The sequence below is a fragment of the Cupriavidus taiwanensis LMG 19424 genome (assembly GCF_000069785.1).
Lineage (GTDB): Bacteria > Pseudomonadota > Gammaproteobacteria > Burkholderiales > Burkholderiaceae > Cupriavidus > Cupriavidus taiwanensis.
Genome location: NC_010528.1, coordinates 3,009,033 through 3,025,827 on the forward strand (window position 1 = coordinate 3,009,033; position 16,795 = coordinate 3,025,827).

General features: G+C 66.8%; 15 protein-coding genes. 9 read left to right on the forward strand and 6 right to left on the reverse strand.

Annotated features, from left to right (window positions below; genetic code table 11):
• Positions 1-43 precede the first annotated feature (43 nt).
• The 3 genes from RALTA_RS13815 to RALTA_RS13825 are packed head-to-tail and all read right to left on the reverse strand — an operon-like array spanning position 44 to position 4,457.
• Positions 44-1,918 carry a TRAP transporter large permease gene (locus RALTA_RS13815; protein ID WP_050976460.1) on the reverse strand — a complete coding sequence of 625 codons (1,875 nt, stop codon included), beginning with the start codon at positions 1,916-1,918 and terminating at the stop codon, positions 44-46.
• A gap of 38 nt (positions 1,919-1,956) precedes the next feature.
• Entirely contained in the window at positions 1,957-2,976 is a 1,020-nt protein-coding gene (locus tag RALTA_RS13820) for a TRAP transporter substrate-binding protein (RefSeq protein WP_012354056.1), read from the reverse strand.
• Positions 2,977-3,011: 35 nt separating this feature from the next.
• On the reverse strand, positions 3,012-4,457 hold the full coding sequence (locus RALTA_RS13825; RefSeq protein ID WP_012354057.1) for a mannitol dehydrogenase family protein: 1,446 nt from the start codon (positions 4,455-4,457) through the stop codon (positions 3,012-3,014).
• Positions 4,458-4,726: 269 nt separating this feature from the next.
• Between RALTA_RS13825 and manD the strand changes: the two genes are divergently transcribed.
• The 4 genes from manD to RALTA_RS13845 all read left to right on the forward strand — a co-directional run bounded on the left by manD (position 4,727) and on the right by RALTA_RS13845 (position 8,400).
• Positions 4,727-5,935: a D-mannonate dehydratase ManD gene (gene manD, locus RALTA_RS13830; RefSeq protein WP_012354058.1), complete on the forward strand. Its 1,209-nt coding sequence runs from the start codon at positions 4,727-4,729 to the stop codon at positions 5,933-5,935.
• Between the two features lie 34 nt (positions 5,936-5,969).
• Positions 5,970-7,004: a Zn-dependent oxidoreductase gene (locus RALTA_RS13835; RefSeq protein WP_012354059.1), complete on the forward strand. Its 1,035-nt coding sequence runs from the start codon at positions 5,970-5,972 to the stop codon at positions 7,002-7,004.
• 1 nt (position 7,005) lies between these two features.
• The gene (locus RALTA_RS13840) at positions 7,006-7,938 is read left to right on the forward strand and encodes a sugar kinase (RefSeq protein WP_012354060.1); all 933 of its coding nucleotides are present in this window, start codon (positions 7,006-7,008) and stop codon (positions 7,936-7,938) included.
• Between the two features lie 141 nt (positions 7,939-8,079).
• Complete coding sequence (locus tag RALTA_RS13845) at positions 8,080-8,400, forward strand: 2TM domain-containing protein (RefSeq protein WP_012354061.1); 321 nt, start codon at positions 8,080-8,082, stop codon at positions 8,398-8,400.
• A 37-nt stretch (positions 8,401-8,437) separates the two neighbouring features.
• On the opposite strand, the gene RALTA_RS13850 is transcribed toward RALTA_RS13845, so the two are convergent.
• From RALTA_RS13850 to RALTA_RS13860, 3 genes are all read right to left on the reverse strand, one after another.
• Positions 8,438-9,199 carry a LytR/AlgR family response regulator transcription factor gene (locus RALTA_RS13850; protein WP_012354062.1) on the reverse strand — a complete coding sequence of 254 codons (762 nt, stop codon included), beginning with the start codon at positions 9,197-9,199 and terminating at the stop codon, positions 8,438-8,440.
• Between the two features lie 14 nt (positions 9,200-9,213).
• The gene (locus RALTA_RS13855; RefSeq protein ID WP_041232215.1) at positions 9,214-10,128 is read right to left on the reverse strand and encodes a sensor histidine kinase; all 915 of its coding nucleotides are present in this window, start codon (positions 10,126-10,128) and stop codon (positions 9,214-9,216) included.
• 146 nt (positions 10,129-10,274) lie between these two features.
• Complete coding sequence (locus RALTA_RS13860; protein ID WP_012354064.1) at positions 10,275-10,862, reverse strand: TetR/AcrR family transcriptional regulator; 588 nt, start codon at positions 10,860-10,862, stop codon at positions 10,275-10,277.
• Between the two features lie 229 nt (positions 10,863-11,091).
• On the opposite strand from RALTA_RS13860, the gene RALTA_RS13865 reads away from it, so the two are divergent.
• The 5 genes from RALTA_RS13865 to RALTA_RS13885 all read left to right on the forward strand — a co-directional run bounded on the left by RALTA_RS13865 (position 11,092) and on the right by RALTA_RS13885 (position 16,777).
• Positions 11,092-11,868 carry an enoyl-CoA hydratase/isomerase family protein gene (locus tag RALTA_RS13865; RefSeq protein ID WP_012354065.1) on the forward strand — a complete coding sequence of 259 codons (777 nt, stop codon included), beginning with the start codon at positions 11,092-11,094 and terminating at the stop codon, positions 11,866-11,868.
• A 122-nt stretch (positions 11,869-11,990) separates the two neighbouring features.
• Positions 11,991-13,457: an acetyl-CoA carboxylase biotin carboxylase subunit gene (locus RALTA_RS13870; protein WP_242405233.1), complete on the forward strand. Its 1,467-nt coding sequence runs from the start codon at positions 11,991-11,993 to the stop codon at positions 13,455-13,457.
• Positions 13,457-13,954, forward strand: a complete 498-nt coding sequence (locus tag RALTA_RS13875) for an acetyl-CoA carboxylase biotin carboxyl carrier protein subunit (RefSeq protein ID WP_012354067.1) — start codon at positions 13,457-13,459, stop codon at positions 13,952-13,954. The genes RALTA_RS13870 and RALTA_RS13875 overlap by 1 nt, the downstream gene beginning before the upstream one ends.
• A 2-nt stretch (positions 13,955-13,956) precedes the next feature.
• Positions 13,957-15,558, forward strand: a complete 1,602-nt coding sequence (locus tag RALTA_RS13880) for an acyl-CoA carboxylase subunit beta (protein ID WP_012354068.1) — start codon at positions 13,957-13,959, stop codon at positions 15,556-15,558.
• A complete protein-coding gene (locus tag RALTA_RS13885; protein WP_242405234.1) occupies positions 15,524-16,777 on the forward strand; it encodes an acyl-CoA dehydrogenase family protein in 1,254 nt (417 codons plus the stop codon). The genes RALTA_RS13880 and RALTA_RS13885 overlap by 35 nt, the downstream gene beginning before the upstream one ends.
• Positions 16,778-16,795: the final 18 nt, after the last annotated feature.

Genomic DNA, 16,795 nt, shown 5'->3' on the forward strand with positions numbered 1-16,795 from the left:
GGCAGAGCCCGAAACCCGCAGTGCCGAGCCACCCAAAATCTAATCACAAGAACCCAGTCGAGAACCAGGGCACCAACGTCAGCAACACCAGCGCCACAAGCAGCGCCGCCATATGCGGCCACACCTTTGGCATCGCCACGTCCGGCGACACGCGGCCGATCGCGCAGGCCGCATAAAACCCCACGCCAAAGGGTGGCGCGAACAGCCCGAGCCCCATCGCAAAAATCACCACCATGGCGTAGTGCACCTCATGCACGCCGACCAGCTTCGCAATCGGGAACAGCAAGGGCCCGAACAGCACAATCGCAGGGATGCCTTCCAGCAGACTGCCGAGCATGACGAACGCCAGCGCCGATACCAGCAGGAAGCCGGTCTTGCCGCCGGGGACAGCCGACAGGATTTCGACCAGGTCTTGCGCGAAGCCGGACTGGGTCAGCGCCCAGGCCATCGCGGTGGCGCAGCCCACGATCAGCAGGATCGCCCCGGACAGCGCCGCCGTGCCCAGCAACATTGGATATATCCGGCGCCAGTCGAACTGGCGGTACACCAGGACCCCTGCCACCACCGCATAGAAGATGCCAATGGTAGACACCTCGGTGGCGGTGGCCACGCCCTCCACCACGGCGGTGCGAATGATGACGGGCAGCGCCAGCGCCGGCAGCGCAACCAGCAGGGCCTTCACGATCGCCGAGCGCGACGGCCGGGGCACGCGGCTCATGTCTTCCTTGCGGGTCTGGAACCAGACCACCAGCGACATCATCACCAAACCCACCGCCGCCGGCATCAGGCCACCGATGAACAGCGAGGTGATCGACACCCCCGTCACCGACCCCACCGTGATCAGCACGATGCTGGGCGGGATGGTCTCGGACATCGCGCCCGAGGCGGACAGCAGTCCGATCAGGTCCCCATCCTTCGCACCGCGCCGCTTCATTTCGGGAAACAGGCTCGGCGCCACGGCGGCCATATCGGCGGCCTTGGCGCCGGAGATGCCGGAAACGATATACATCGCGCCCAGCAGCACATACTGCAAGCCGCCGCGCAGATGACCGATCAGGCTGACCAGGAAATGGATCATCGCGCGCGCGAGGCCGGTCATCTCGATCAGCGCGCCCAGGAAGACAAAGAGCGGCACCGCCAGCAGGATCAGGTGCGACATGCCCTCCTGCATGCGGTTGGGGATGATGGACAGCGGCGTGGCCGTGGATAGCGACAGGTAGCACAGCGTGGCCAGGCCGAAGGCGAAGGCGATCGGTACGCCGATGGCCACGCAGGCGACCAGCATCAGCAGGAAGAAGATCACCAGGTTGACATTGCCCAGCGTCATCAGCGCGGGCGACAGCAGCCACAGCAGGCCTCCGCACAATGCCACCATCAGCCCTGTCGCCGCCACTGGCTTCCAGTGCGCCGACAGCAGGCGCAATGTTGCCGCTACCAGCATCAGCACGACGCCGGCCAGCACCGCGGCGGCGCGGTAGCCTTCACTGATCTCCAGTGTCGGCGTCGACACCTCCAGGTGCTCGGCCAGATGCTCCCAGGCCGGCCGCAGCAACAGCGACAGGAACGCCACCACCAGCCACATGCCGAGCGCATCCACCCAGGCGCGCCGGGCTGGCGGCAGGTTCTTGATAAAGGTGGTCAGCTGCATGTGGCTGCCGCGGTCCAGCGCGATGATGGCGCCGAGCATCGCCAGCCACAGGAACAGGATGCCCGCCAGTTCGTCCGTCCAGGGAACGGGCTGGTGCAGGGCATAGCGCGCGAACGCACCGCCGCCCAGCAACAGGATCTCAGCCAGCACGATCAGTGCGGCCGGCACCTCCACCACGCAGACCATCAGCCGGCGCCAGCACGCACTGGCGGCTGACGGCGCTGACCGCGCCAATGGCGCCGGCGCAACGGCTTCAGCGGTGTGCTCCATTGATGTCTCCTTGTCTTGCTTGTTGTCCGTGCCCGCCGTCATGCGAGCCGTCCGGCGTATTTCTCCAGCCTGGACCACGCTTCGTCGCCGTACCTCTTCTTCCATTCGGCATAGAATCCGGCGCCTTGCAGCAAGGCGCGGAATGGCGCCGGATCGGGCTGGCCGAAGACGATGCCGAGGCGGCTCAGCTCGGCCCGCGCATCGGTATTCAGGCGCGCGATGTCCTCGCGCTGCTTCAGCGCCGCGGCGGTAAAGTGTGTCGTGATGGCGGCCTGCACCTCCGCCGGCAGCGCCCGAAATGTCTTCGCGTTGCCGAAGATGAAGTGACCATCCCAGGTGTGCCCGGTGAGCGCGCAGAACTTCTGCACTTCATACAGCTTCGCGCTGCGGATCAGCGCCAGCGGGTTCTCCTGCCCGTCAACGACCCGTGTCTGCAGCGCCGAATACAGTTCGCCGAACGGGATCGCAGTGGGCGACGCGCCCAGTGCCTTGAACATCGAGATCCACAGCGGAATGCCGGGCACGCGTACCTTGAAGCCCTTCAGGTCGGCCGGCGTGTTGATCGGCCGGCTCGCCGAGGTAATGTTGCGATAGCCGTTGTCCAGGCATTTGTCGAAGACGTGCAGATTTGCCTTGCCCAGGGCGGCCCGTACATAGGCGCCGACGTCGCCATCCATCGCGGCCCAGACCGTGGCGTAGTCCTTGAAGGCAAAGGCCACGCCGTTGATGCCGGCGACCGGCACCAGGGTCTGCAGGTTGGTGCCGGCCGTGGACATGAAGTCCATCGCGCCGGTCCGCACCTGGGCGATCATGTCCGGCTCGCTGCCCAGCTGGCTGTTGGGATAAACCTGCAGGTCGACCTTGCCGCCGGTGTCCTGGCGGATTGCCACCGCCGCCTGCTGGATGCGCAATGTGCCCGGATGGTCGGCGGGGAAGGCGGTACCGTACTTCAGGCGGATGGTGGCAGCCTGGGCCAGCACGGGTGCCATCGGCAGCGTCATCGCGAGCGTGCCGGCGGCTAGCGCGCCAAAACGGCGTCGGGTTAACAGAACGGCCATGGTGCAGTGGTCTCCTTGTTGTCGGTTGGGGTGGCTCAGGACGACAGCAGCGCGGCGGCGCCGAAAACGCGCAGCACCGCCAAGTAGTGGGCCAGGCGGTCAGCCAGCGGCACGGGCCACGGCTCGCTGCCAAAAACCGGCGTATGCGCCAGTGCCCGCCTGACAGCGTCGGCATCGCCGTGCGCCCCACGCAGGCACGCTGCCAGCGCGGGAGCGCCGGGATCGTCGAAAGCAAGCGCGAGGCCGCTATCGCTGCGTCCGCTGCGCAGGCAATGCAGCCAGGCGGCGAGCGCGCGTTCCAGCCAGGGCCGCTCGGTCCCGGCGCTGGCGCGCAACGCGGGCAGCCAGCGCAACGGCACTTTCTGCGTGCCATCGGCGGCAATTTGCAAGGTGCGATGGTCGAGCGCCGCATTGCGGAAGCGCTGCAACAAGGCCTCGCTGTAAGCGGCCACGTCATACCCGGGCGGCGCTTGCACGGTGGCGCGCAGGTCTGCCATCACGCCACGCGCGAAGGCGCCCACCAGTGCATCGCCCATGGCTTCGGCAACGGTCTGCAGCCCGCACAGTTGTCCGGCATAGGCGATGGCGGAATGCGTGCCATTGAGGAGTTGCAGCTTCATCGCCTGGAACGGCCGGACATCGCCGGTCATCAGCGCGCCGCCCACTTCCCATGCCGGCCTGGGGCCGGCGAAGCGGTCCTCGATCACCCACTGCGTGAAGGCTTCGCAGACGATGGCGGCTTCGTCGCGCAAGCCCAGGCGGCCCTCGGCGTCACGGCGCGATGCAGGCGTGGCGGCGGGCACGATGCGATCCACCATGGTGTTGGGGAACGCCACGTCATCGCGTACGCGGCGGGCCAGCGCCGGGTCCGTTAGCGCCGCGTACTGTGCCAGCAGCTTGCGCAGCGTGTCGCCGTTGGCGGGCATGTTGTCGCAGCAGACGATGCTGAGCGGCGCCCCGGCAGGTCGACGGCGCAGGCCGGCGGCCAGTACGCCAAGCGTGCTTCTGGGCGTGTCGGGATGGGCCAGGTCATGCCGGATATCGGCGTCGTCCACGTCCAGGTCGGCGCTGGACGGCTGCAGGCAGTAGCCCTTTTCCGTCACCGTGCAGGTCACCACGGCGATACCAGGGTCGGCGAGCGCGCCGAGCACCTCGCCTAGCGCGTGCGGGGCATACCAGGCCTGCACCACGGCGCCGACGATGCGCGTCGTGGCCGCCGCGCCTTCGCGCTCGGTCACCGAGTACAGGAAGTCCTGCGCCGCCAGCGTGCGCGGTGTGCGTGGCTCTCGCAGGCTGACGCCGGCAATGCCCCAGCGGCTATCCCCGGCGCGGATCGCGGCCTCGGTGTACAGCGCCTGGTGCGCGCGATGGAAGGCGCCCAGGCCGAGGTGCAGCACGCCGCGCGACAAACGGCTGCGATCGTAGCCGGGCTGGCGCACTTCAGCATTGGCGCGGCAACCGGTGCGTTGCGTGAGCCTCATCAGCGGTACCTCGGCAGGTCTGTTGGCAGCAGCATCGTGCGTGCATCCGGCGTTGTCTTCGATGCGATGAAGTGTGCACGCAGCCGTGGTGTCGAACGTGCGGGGCTTTCGCGATTCAACTGCGGCAAATGCCGCATTGATTGCGGAATCGGCCGTACTCCGCCGCAATCGGCCCGCAGTACTCTGGCCGCACCCACACCGATGCACGCGTTGCGCAACCTGGCGGCGCCGTCGGGCCACGACCACGACATTCCGGCCGGAGACACCTCTTGAAAATCGAACAGATAAAGACCATCGTCACCTGCCCGGGGCGCAACTTCGTGACGGTCAAGGTGATCACCGACGCAGGCGTGTACGGCCTGGGGGACGCCACGCTCAATGGCCGCGAGCTGGCGGTGCGGGCGTACCTGGACGAGCATGTCATTCCATGCCTGATCGGCCGCGATCCGCGCCGGATCGAGGACATCTGGCAGTACCTGTACCGCGGCGCTTACTGGCGGCGCGGGCCGGTCACGATGACCGCGATCGCCGCCATCGACATGGCGCTGTGGGACATCCTGGGCAAGCTGGCCGGCATGCCGGTGGTCCAGTTGCTGGGCGGGCGCAGCCGCCATGGCCTGATGGTGTACGGCCACGCCACCGGCCGCGACCACGCCGAGGCCATCGACGCGGTGCACCGCCATATCGAGCAGGGCTACAAGGCGATCCGCGTGCAGTCGGGCGTGCCTGGCTTGTCCAAGGTGTATGGCGTCGGCACCCAGGCGGGCCGCTATGAACCGGCGCAGAAGGGCCTGCCGCCTGAGGAGCCCTGGGACACCTCGCTGTACCTGCGCCACACGCCGGAACTGTTCCGCAAGGTGCGCGAGGCCGTCGGCTTCGGCCCGCATCTGCTGCACGATGCGCACCACCGGCTGACACCGATCGAAGCGGCCAGCCTCGGCAAGGCGCTGGAGCCCTTCGGTCTGTTCTGGCTGGAGGATCCCACACCGGCAGAGAACCAGGCGGCGTTCCGTCTGATACGCCAGCACACCACCACCCCGCTCGCGGTCGGCGAAATCTTCAACTCCCTGTGGGACTGCAAGGACCTGATCAGCCATCAGCTGATCGACTACATTCGCACCACCATCGTTCACGCCGGCGGGATCACGCATGTGCGCCGCATCGCTGAGTTGGCCGCGATCCACCAGGTGCGCACCGGCTTCCATGGCGCCACCGACTTGTCGCCGGTTTGCATGGCCGCGGCGGTCAACTTCGGCTTGTGGGTACCGAACTTCGTCATCCAGGAACTGATGCCGCATGGCGCGTTGATCGACGAGGTGTTTCCGCACAACTACCGGCTGGAAGACGGTTACCTGGTGATGGATGACGTGCCGGGCCTTGGCGTCGACATCGACGAGGCGCTGGCGTCGCGGTATTCGTACGAACGCGCCTACCTGCCGGTGGCGCGGCTGCGTGACGGCGCGATGTGGAACTGGTAGCCGCCGCCGCAGTGGACCATAACAAGGAGCCAGCATGTTAAGCATCGTCGTCGAGCAACCGCACCGCATGGCCGTGCGCGAGCGGGCCGATCCATCCCCTGCCGCAGGCGAGGTGCGCGTGCGCGTCCGGCTCGCCGGCATCTGCGGCTCGGACCTGCACATCTTCCATGGCAAGAATCCGTTCGCGACGTATCCACGCGTGATCGGCCATGAATTTGCCGGTCATATCGATGCGGTCGGCGCTGGCGTCAGCGCTGACCGCATTGGCGAGCGGGTGGTGGTGGATCCGGTGATACGTTGCGGCCAGTGCCATGCCTGTCGCATCGGCCGGCACAATGTCTGCCAGCGGCTCCAGGTCATCGGTGTGCACCGGGATGGCGGCTTCAGCCAGTTCGCATGCGTGCCGGCGGACAACGCGTATGCGGTGCCTGCCGGCATGCCGACCGCCAGTGCCGCGGTGATCGAGACGTTTGCCGTGGCGGCCAACGCCACCCACCGCACCGGCGTGCTGCCCACCGACGTGGCGCTGATCTACGGTGCCGGGCCGGTCGGCCTGAACCTGCTGCAAGTGTTGAAGGGCGTGTATGGGGTGCGCACCTTCATCACCGACCATGTCGATGAACGGCTGGCATTGGCGCGGGGGTGCGGCGCCGAGGAAGACGAAGTCATCAACACTGCGCGCGAACCGCTTGCCCGCGCGCTCGCGCGGCGCGGCGTGGCCGGCGGGCCGACGCTGATCTTTGACGCGGTCTGCCATCCCGCCATCCTGGAGGAAGCCGTGGCCCTGGCCGCGCCCGCAGGCCGTATCGGCGTGCTCGGGTTTTCCGCCACGCCGTCGGCGCTGCCGCAGCAGGCGCTGACCAGCAAGGAACTGACGCTTTACGCTTCGCGGCTGAACTGCGCGATGTTTCCCACGGTCATCGACTGGATCACGCGCGGGCGGGTGGATCCGGGCCGGATCGTCACACACCAGATCCCCTTCCGCGATGTGGCCGACGCGTTCGCCCTTTCCGAAAGCCAGCCGCGCGCCTGCTGCAAAGTGCTGCTCGACCTGAGCGAGGACGCCTGACATGCGCGCGCGCTTCGACATCGTTGCGCTCGGCGAGGCCATGGTGGAGTTCAACCGCGCCGGGCCGCGGGATTCGCGTAGCTACGTGCAGGGCTTTGGCGGCGACACCTCCAACGCCATCATTGCCGCTGCGCGCCAGGGCGCACGATGCGCCTACGTGACCAGGCTCGGCGACGACGAATTCGGCCGCATGTGCCTGTACCTGCTGCGCACCGAGCGCGTCGACACCAGCGGCGTCGTCATCGACCCTTCGGCGCCTACCGGGCTCTACTTTGTCCATCACGGCCCTGACGGCCACGCCTTTACCTATCGGCGCGCGGGCTCCGCCGCGAGCCGGATGCAGCCAGCGGACCTGCCGGTCGCACTGATCGAAAGGGCGACATGGCTCCATGTCTCGGGAATCAGCCAGGCCATCAGCAACTCCGCCGCGCGTACCGTGCGCGAGGCGATCCGCATCGCTCGCCAGGCCGGCACCAGTGTGTCCTACGACCCCAACCTGCGCCTGACGCTTTGGCCCGTGGAGCGCGCCCGGGAAGTCATCCTCGCCACCCTTCCCCTGTGCGACCTGTTCCTGCCAAGCCTTGACGACGTGCGTCAGCTTGCCGGCATCGACGATCCCGCGGGCATCGTGGCGTGGTGCCACCGGATGGGCGCGCGGCAGGTGGTGTTAAAGCTGGGCAGCCGCGGTTGCCTGGTATCCGACGGCGAACAGCTGACCGCCGTGGCGCCATTGCGCGTCGATGCGGTCGATGCCACCGGCGCAGGCGATTGCTTCGACGGCACCTATCTCGCGCGGCTGGTGGCCGGGGATGACGCCATCGGCGCCGCACGCTGGGCCAGCGTGGCCGCCGCGCTGGCCACCACAGGCCACGGCGCCGTGGCACCGCTGCCGGGGGTGCAAGCGGTCTGGAATGCGCTCAAGGCGCAATCATGAAGGCGGCGACGCCGCGACATTCGCGCTGACCGCACGCTCGCTCGCGAACGAAATCCGTCGATTCGCCCCATGGGGCTGGAACGACGCCTGGCGGTGGCCTATACCTGTCGCATGCCAACCTTCATGATGACGAGGTATCCCATGCACCACGCCTTCCCGCCCAACGACCCCAACGCCATGGCCTACTGGCGCGCGCGCCGCATGGTGCGCGCCCTGCGCGGCTGGTATATCCACCTGCTGGTCTACGCCGTGGTCAATGCGTGGCTGTGGTTCCGTTTCTTTTATTTTCCGTCGCCGCCCTGGTCGCATTACGCCACCACGGGCTGGCCCTGGCCGCTGACCACCACGCTGGCGTGGAGCCTGGGACTCGCCCTGCACGGGTTACTGGTCTGGACGCGGCTGTCGCGCCGGGGTCGCGACTGGGAACAGCGCAAGATCCAGGAATTCATGGACCGGCACTAGCCGGATCCCTGGCCGGCGGCGCCCGCCGCCGGCCCGCCTACATCTGCCGGAACCGATGCATGTAGGCGCGCGACACCGGCAGCTCGGCATCGCTGCCGCGCATCCTGACAAAGAGCCGGCCCGACTCGTCACGACGCGTGCCGGCCACGTATTCCATATTGACGATGGACGAGCGGTGGATCTGCCAGAACACCTCCGGATCCAGGCCGGCCATCAGTTCCGCCAGCGGCGTCCGGATCAGGTGCTCGCCATCCCGGGTATGCACTACCACGTACTTGTCGTCGCTCTGGAAGTACATCACTTCCTGGATCGGCACGTGGCTGGTGGTATTGCCACGGCTGGCCCGCACCCATCGCAACTGGGCGCCGCCTTCCACGCGTGGCTGGGCGCGTGTCAGCTGGTTCAGCAGCTGCGCCAGTTCAGGCAGGGGCGCCGCGTCCTGCAAGGCCTTGCGCAGGCGGTCGATGGTGCGGCCGAGCCGTTCCTCGCTGACCGGCTTGACCAGGTAGTCCACCGCCGCGCGCTCGAACGCATCGAGCGCAAATTCGTCATAGGCGGTGACGAACACCAGCCGCGTATCGGTTTCCATCCCCTGCGCCACTTCCAGCCCGGACAGACCCGGCATCTTGATATCGAGGAAAGCAACGCTCGGCGACAACCGCGCAATGGCGTCGGCGGCTTCGATGCCGTTGGTCGCCTCGGCAACGATCTGCAGCTCTGGCCAAAGGCGCTGCAGCTTGCCACGCAGGTATGCACGCAGGTGCTCTTCATCGTCGGCAATCAGCGCGGTTGGCGTCATCGGGCGTCTCCGGTTCAGGGTGCTGTCGGCAGCGGAAGGTCGATCAATACGGCGGTACCGGGAGAGCGCTCTTCGATCCTGACGTGGGCGTCGCCGTCATACAGCACCGCCAGCCGTTCGCGCAGGTTCGACAGCCCGACACCCGCGCCGGCCGACGGCCGGAAGCCCATGCCATCGTCCTCGATCGTCGCCAGCATGCGCGCGCCGCGCCGCTCCAGCCGGACCAGCAGCCGCCCCCCTTCGATTTTCGGCTCCAGGCCATGCTTGATCGCATTTTCCACCACCGGCTGCAGCAGCATCGGCGCGAGCGGCATCGGTTCGAGCTCCGGGTCGACATCGACCGTGTAATGCAGGCGCTCGCCCATGCGGATGCGGATCAGCGCCAGATAGTCGCGCAGCAGCTTCGCCTCCTGCGCCACCGTGCCTTGCGTCGCGCGGCTGGCGGCAAGCGACGCGCGCAGATAGGCGATGAAATGCTCCAGCATCATCGTCGCCTTCTGCGGCGCGGGCTCGATCAGGCTGACCACATTGGCCAGCGTGTTGAACAGGAAGTGCGGCTCGATCTGCGCCTGCAGCAGCTTCATGCGCGCCTCGACCAGCTGCTTCTCCGTCGACAGCGTGCGCACCTGTTCCTGCGCCATGTACTCGGCAATCTTGCGCTCTTCCCAGCGCCGCCCGAGCAGGCCGACCCGTCCCCAGGTCATGATCCCGTGCACCGCCAGCCCAATGCCCCAGCCCATCAGCGGGCCGCCGGCCCAGGAGCGGTGCGACGATCCCATCAGATGAAATCCGATCAGCATCGCGTTCACCACCACGTAGACCATGGCGTGCAGGTAGAAGAAACGCAACGCGCGCGCGCGATGGCGGGCTTCTTCGTAGGCACGTTGCTCCGGGGCGGCGCGCCAGAGGCGGGAGTGGGGGAAAGGCACGGGCGGGCGGATGGGGCGGTAACGGGGGCAGGTTACCACCGGCTTCCGGCGTTCTGACATGAGTGTGCCGGGAATCGACAGGCTGGCGGCGTGAATCGACGGAAAAGCGGTGCCGGTGGCCAGGCGCCAGGCACTGACAGCGCACGCTATCGGGTGCGTATCCAGTCTACGAGTTCGTCGGCAATTTCATCGGGCGACATGGGTCCATCCGGCTTGTACCAGCGCACCGCACCATGCAAGGCACTGAGGAAAAAGCGGCAGGCCATCGCGTCGGAGCGCCGGACCAGCCCGGCATCCTTGAGCCGGGCCAGCGCAGACTGCCATAGCGCCTCGAAGCGATGGCGGATCGCCAGCACCGCTTCCAGGTTCGGCCCTTCCAGGTAACGCCATTCGTCCACCACCATGGGAACCATCCCGCCCTGCGTTTCGAGCAGGCAGCGCAGGTGAGCGCGCGCCATCGCACGGAAGTATTCCAGGGGGGGCAACGCCTTGGGGTCGATGGCTTCGAGGTCGGCCAGGCATGCCAGCAGGCCGGCCTCCACGCCTGCGAACAGCAGGTCCTGCTTGGTGGCGAAGTGATAGAAGGGGCTGCCCGCCTGCATGTTGATGGCCCGCGCGATGTCGCGCATGGACGTGCCGTGGTAGCCCTTCTCCTTGAACAGCAACGCCGCCGCGATGACCAGGTCATTGCGGCGGTTGACGTCGTTGATGTCCTCGCGTTTGGGTCGCGCCATATTTCTCGCTTGATGTCACTGAGTTGGGGCAGCCGTCATTCTAAGACGCGACACCAAAAACCACCGGCCGGACAACGCGGGATCAGTCGTCCCGCTCTGCCACGTTCGGAAGTGTAGCCCAAAAACAAACCAATCACTTGCTTTTTTAATTTCACGTTTCTACACTTTGCCTCACGCCGTGACCGTCACGGCCCCTTGAATCGGGAAATGAAGCAAAAGGAGGAAACCAGTGGCCGAGAATTTCCATGCGGAACGCAACGGACATGTGCTTGCCGTATCGTTCGGTTCGCCCGACACACGCAACGTGATGAACGACGCGTGGTTCCGCGAGTTCGAGCAGCACCTCTGCGCCGCGCAACAGGACGAACAAACCCGCGTGGTGGTGCTGCGGGCGCAGGGCGAAGGCTTCTGTGCCGGCGGTGACTTGCGTGGTTTCCAGAGCGGGCCGTTTCCGCAGGGCTATGTCGGTTCGTCCTTCGCGCGGCTGCTGATGCGCCTGGACGACTTCGATAAACCCATCATCGCCGCCGTGCAGGGCAGCGCGATCGGGGGCGGCACGACGCTGCTGCTGCATTGCGATTTTGTGTTCGCGGCCGAAGGCACGATGTTCCAGCTGCCGTTCACTCGGCTGGGCCTCGTGCCCGAATTTGGCTCCAGCTACCTGCTGTCTCTGCACGCCGGCGCGCGACTGGCGACCGAACTCGTGCTGCTCGGACAACCTTTCGACGCGCAGAGGGCCTTGCGCGCCGGCATCGTGAACGACGTGCTGCCTGAAGAGGCGCTGATGGCGCGCGTCGACGCGACCGCGGCGGCGCTGGCCGCGCTTCCTCCGGCTTCCATGCGGGCCAGCAAGCGCCTGCTCCGCATGGGACACCGCGCCGGCCTGGCAGCCGCCACGGCCGCGGAAGGCCGCGCGCTTGAAGGCTGCTTTGCGTCCGAGGAAATGCAGGAAGCCATCGCCGCATTCTTTGCAAAGCGGCAACCAGATTTCTCGCGCTTTGCCTGATCGGAAGCGTCCATGACCGCATCGATCCTTCGAGCGCCGCGACAAGGCACTCTGGCCAACCCAAGGCGCTGCGCCGGGCGCAACCTGGAACCTCACAGCCCATGACTCCCATCCATACGGTATTGATTGCCAACCGCGGTGAGATCGCGGTGCGCATCGTCGGCACGTGCCGCCGCCTGGGCAAGCGCGCCGTCGTCGTCTATCACGAGGCGGACCAGGACTCGCTGGCGGTACGCCTGGCCGACGAGGCCTTTCGGATCGACGGGCCGACGCCGGTGGCGGCCTACCTGTCCATCGACAACATGCTTGCAGCGTGCCGGGCCACAGGCGCGGACGCGGTACACCCCGGTTTTGGATTTCTCTCGGAAAACGCCGCATTCGCCCGCGCGCTCGATGCTGCGGGCATACGCTTCATCGGCCCCGGTGCGGACGCAATCGATGCCATGGGCGACAAGATCCGCGCCAAGCGAATCGCCCAGCAGGCGGGCGTCAACACCATTCCCGGCTACGACGGCGAGATCCGCAGTGCCGGCCATGCCTTCGACGTGGCGAGTGCCATCGGCTTTCCGGTCATCCTGAAAGCCAGCGCCGGCGGCGGCGGCAAGGGCATGCGGGTCATCCGCGACGCCGACCCGGAAGCATGTCGCGCGGCATTCGAGCGCACCACCAGCGAGGCACAGGGGGCGTTCGGCGATGCACGCGTGTTTCTCGAAAAGTACATCGAGCGTCCACGCCATATCGAGATCCAGGTGCTCGGCGATCGATACGGAAACGTGGTCCATCTCGGCGAGCGCGAATGCTCGATCCAGCGGCGCCACCAGAAGGTCATCGAGGAAGCGCCCTCGCCGTTCGTTGACGCTGCGCTGCGCGAGGCAATGGGGGCCCAGGCAGTGGCCCTGGCGCAGCAAGTGGGGTACGCATCGGCGGGCACCGTGGAATTCGTTGTCGATCCTTCGGGTGCGTTCTACTTCCTCGAGATGAACACGCGCATTCAGGTGGAGCATCCCGTCACGGAAATGATCACCGGTCTGGATATCGTTGCCGAGCAGATCCGCGTTGCCGAAGGCGAGGCGCTCGGCCTGGCCCAGGATGAGATACGGCTCGCGGGCCACGCGATCGAGTGCCGCTTGTGCGCGGAAGATGCCGAGCGCGATTTCATGCCGGCCATCGGCACGCTGCGCAGGTTCCGGGCGCCGGAGATGGCAGGCCTGCGCCTCGATGCAGGCGTTCAGGAGGGCGATGCCGTGACCTCCGCCTTCGATCCGATGCTCGCCAAGCTGATCGTGCACGGCGCCACGCGGGCCGAAGCGATCGGACGCATGCGCGCGGTGCTGGAGCACATGGTAGTGCTCGGCGTGACCACCAACGCCGCCTATCTCGAACGCGTGCTGACGCACCCCGAGTTTGCGGCCGGCAACACCTTCACCAGCTTTCTTGAAGAACACAAGGCCGAGCTGCAGGCCCCTGCCCCCACGCAGGAACAGATTGCCGTGGTGCTGGCGGCCGCGCTGCTAGGCAACCGCACGCTGGCCGATGCACGTTATGCGCCGCCGGCCATCCATGCCGCGATGCAAGACTGGAGGAACTGATGAAGCTGACAGCAGAACTGGCCGCCGGCGGGAGCCATCAGGTCGCGCTGGCGCGCCATGCACGCGGCGGACGCGTCGAGATCGACGGTGTCGTGTACGAGGCGGCGCTGGAAGGAAAGCCGGACGGCAGCCTTGAACTCACGCTGGACGGCCGCATCCACGCCGCCTGGGTCGTTCCGCACGGCGAGACGGCCTATGTCCACGCCTTTGGACGCGCGTGGACCGTCACGCTGCGCGACCCGGTACGCGGCACCGGTACCAGCGCGAGCGAGGCCGACGTGTGCCTGGCGCCGATGCCGGGCACTGTCGTCGAACTGGCGGTCGCCGTCGGCGACCGCGTGAGCACCGGACAAACCATGATCGTCATCGAGAGCATGAAGATGCAACTCAACCTGGAAGCCGCCCGCGATGGTGTGGTGGCCGAACTGCCCTTCCCGAAGGGCGCCGTGTTCGACCGCGACGCAGTGCTGGCGCGGCTCGATGCAAGGGGGGACTAAGCATGCGCCGCATCGAGTCTCGCATCAGCACTCGCTCGGAAAGCTACAAGGCCAACCGCGAACACAACCTGCGCCTGCGTGACGAATTCCGGGCAACGATGCACGACGCGCGCCACGTGCGCGCCGAGCGCGACGTCAAGCGCCTGCGCGACCAGGGAAAACTACTGGTGCGCGAGCGCCTGGACCTGCTGCTCGATCCGGACACGCCGTTCCTGGAACTGTCGCCGCTGGCCGCCAATCACGCGCAATATGACGCCCATATCAAGGGCGCGGGCATCGTCTCCGGCATCGGCGTGGTCAACGGCCGCGAGGTCATGGTGCTGGCCAACGACAGCGCCATCAAGGGTGGCGCTGTCTATCCGCTGGGTGCCAGGAAGTCGATCCGCGCGCTCAAGATCGCGATGGAAAATCGCCTGCCCGTGGTACACCTGGTCGACAGCGCCGGCGCTTACCTGCCCATGCAGATGGACATCTTCCATGAGGGTGGCCATATGTTCCACACCCAGTGCCGCCTATCGGCCGCCGGCGTGGAACAGGTCGCGGTGGCCCTCGGGCATTGCACGGCCGGCGGTGCCTATGTGCCGACGCTGTCGGACTATTCGATCATGGTGCGCGGTTCCGGCGCCGTGTTCCTGGGCGGCCCGCCCCTGGTCAAGGCCGCCACGGGCGAGGACATCAGCGCGGCCGAACTGGGTGGCGCCGACGTCCACACGCGCATTTCCGGGACGGCCGACTATGCCGTGGACTCCGAAAGCCAGGGCATCGCGCTGGCGCGCGAGATCGTCGGCACGCTGCGGCGCCGTACCAAGCAGCCCGTCGACATGCGCGAGCCGGAGGCACCCTACTACGACCCGGACGAACTCTACGGGATCATTCCCGACGACATCCGGAAGCAGTTCGACATGCGCGAAGTCATTGCACGCCTTGTCGACGGCAGCCTGTTCCATGAATACAAGCCTGACTACGGCACCACGCTGGTGTGCGGCTACGCCTGGCTGTGGGGGTACAAGATCGGCATCCTCGCCAACAACGGCGTGCTGTTCAGCGAGGCGGCGGAGAAGGCCACCAACTTCATGGAACTGTGCGACCGCGACGGTGTGCCGCTGCTGTTCCTGCACAACATCACGGGCTTCATGATCGGGCGCGACTACGAGCATCGCGGCATCACCAAGGATGGCGCCAGGATGATCATGGTCCAGAGCAATGTGCGCGTGCCCAAGTTCAGCGTGCTGTGCCATGCCTCGTTCGGCGCCGGCAACTACGGCATGGCCGGCCGGGGCTACGAGCCGCGCTTCCTGTTCGCGTGGCCGCATTCGCAGTGCGCCACCATGGGCGCCGAGCAGGCCGCCCGCACGCTGGCGCAGGTTCGCATCGCGGCGCTGGCGCGCGAGGGCAGGCAGCCCGACCCGGCCGAAATCCAGGCCATCCACGACCAGATCCATCGCGACTACACCCGCAGCAACAGCGTCTATCACCAGACCTCCGAGCTTCGTGACGATGGCGTGCTCGACATGGTCGATACACGCAATGCACTGGGCATCGCCCTGTCCGCCTCGCTCAACGCGCCATTTGGCGAGCGGCGGCAAGGCGTCCTGCGCATCTGAGCCACCGGTCCGACGAACCACAGGAGACAACGTGACGACATCGCTTTCCCAATTCGAACTCTCGCCGGAGCAGCGTGAGATCTATGAGCAGGCGTTCCGCTTCGCCAGGGCGGAACTGGCACCGCTGTTGCCGCGCATGGACGACGAAGACTGGTATCCCGAAACGCTGATGCCCATGCTCGGTGCCGCCGGCTATCTCGGCATCACCGCGCCGCCCGAATACGGCGGGTCGGGCATGGACCTGTTCTCGGCCGGCATGGTAGGGGAAGCCTTCGGCTACTGGAACGCGAATGCGGGCTTCATCTGGGGCCCGCATGAGAACCTCTGCCTGAACAACATCCTGCGCAACGGCACCGACGAGCAGAAGCGACGGTACCTGCCGAAACTGTGCTCCGGCGAATGGGTGGGCGCGCTGGCCCTGACCGAGCCGGGCGCCGGATCGGATGCGCTTGGCAGCATGCGTACCGCGGCCCGGCGCGACGGCGACCACTATGTGCTCAACGGCCGCAAGATGTTCATCTCGAATGGCCCGGTGGCGGACGTTGTGCTGGTGTACGCCAAGACCGAGCCGACCCTCGGTGCCAAGGGCATATCGGCGTTCATCGTCGAAAAAGGCTTCCCTGGCTTCAGCGTCGCCCAGAAGCTGAACAAGATGGGTTGGCGCGGGGCACCCACCGGCGAACTGGTGTTCGACGAGTGCCGCGTGCCTGCCCGCAACCTTGTCGGCGGCGAGAACCGTGGCGTGGCGGTGGTGATGAGCGGGCTCGACATCGAACGTGCCTTCCTGGCGCTGTCGTGCATCGGCTCTGCGCAGCGCTGCCTGGATCTGTCGCTCGAGTATGCCAGCACGAGGCAGCAGTTCGGCAAGCCGATCGAGTCGTTCCAGCTGGTGCAGGCGATGCTGGCGGACATGTTCGTCGAGCTTGAAGCCGCGCGTGCGCTGGCCTACCGGGCGCTGATGGCCTGCAATGACCTCGAGCGCGGCGGCGGCGGCCGCGGTGACATCCACAAGCTGTGCGCCGCCTCCATCCTGAAAGTCGCCGAGATGCTGCTCTCGGTCACGGACAAGGCCGTGCAGATCCACGGCGGTTCCGGCTTCATCTGGGAAACGGAGGTCAACCGCCATTATCGCAACGCCAAGCTGGCCACGATCGGCGGCGGTACCAGCGAGGTGCGGCGGCTGATCATCGCCGAGGAGCTGCTGCGCGCAACGCACTGAAGGCCGTGCATCACCGCG

Coding starts and splice junctions, on each gene's coding strand:
- RALTA_RS13815 (WP_050976460.1), bottom strand. CDS start 1,918: ATGGAGCACACCGCTGAAGCCGTTGCGCCGGCGCCATTGGCGCGGTCA.
- RALTA_RS13880 (WP_012354068.1), top strand. CDS start 13,957: ATGCGCCGCATCGAGTCTCGCATCAGCACTCGCTCGGAAAGCTACAAG.
- RALTA_RS13835 (WP_012354059.1), top strand. CDS start 5,970: ATGTTAAGCATCGTCGTCGAGCAACCGCACCGCATGGCCGTGCGCGAG.
- RALTA_RS13825 (WP_012354057.1), bottom strand. CDS start 4,457: ATGAGGCTCACGCAACGCACCGGTTGCCGCGCCAATGCTGAAGTGCGC.
- RALTA_RS13875 (WP_012354067.1), top strand. CDS start 13,457: ATGAAGCTGACAGCAGAACTGGCCGCCGGCGGGAGCCATCAGGTCGCG.
- RALTA_RS13845 (WP_012354061.1), top strand. CDS start 8,080: ATGCACCACGCCTTCCCGCCCAACGACCCCAACGCCATGGCCTACTGG.
- RALTA_RS13860 (WP_012354064.1), bottom strand. CDS start 10,862: ATGGCGCGACCCAAACGCGAGGACATCAACGACGTCAACCGCCGCAAT.
- RALTA_RS13820 (WP_012354056.1), bottom strand. CDS start 2,976: ATGGCCGTTCTGTTAACCCGACGCCGTTTTGGCGCGCTAGCCGCCGGC.
- RALTA_RS13840 (WP_012354060.1), top strand. CDS start 7,006: ATGCGCGCGCGCTTCGACATCGTTGCGCTCGGCGAGGCCATGGTGGAG.
- RALTA_RS13850 (WP_012354062.1), bottom strand. CDS start 9,199: ATGACGCCAACCGCGCTGATTGCCGACGATGAAGAGCACCTGCGTGCA.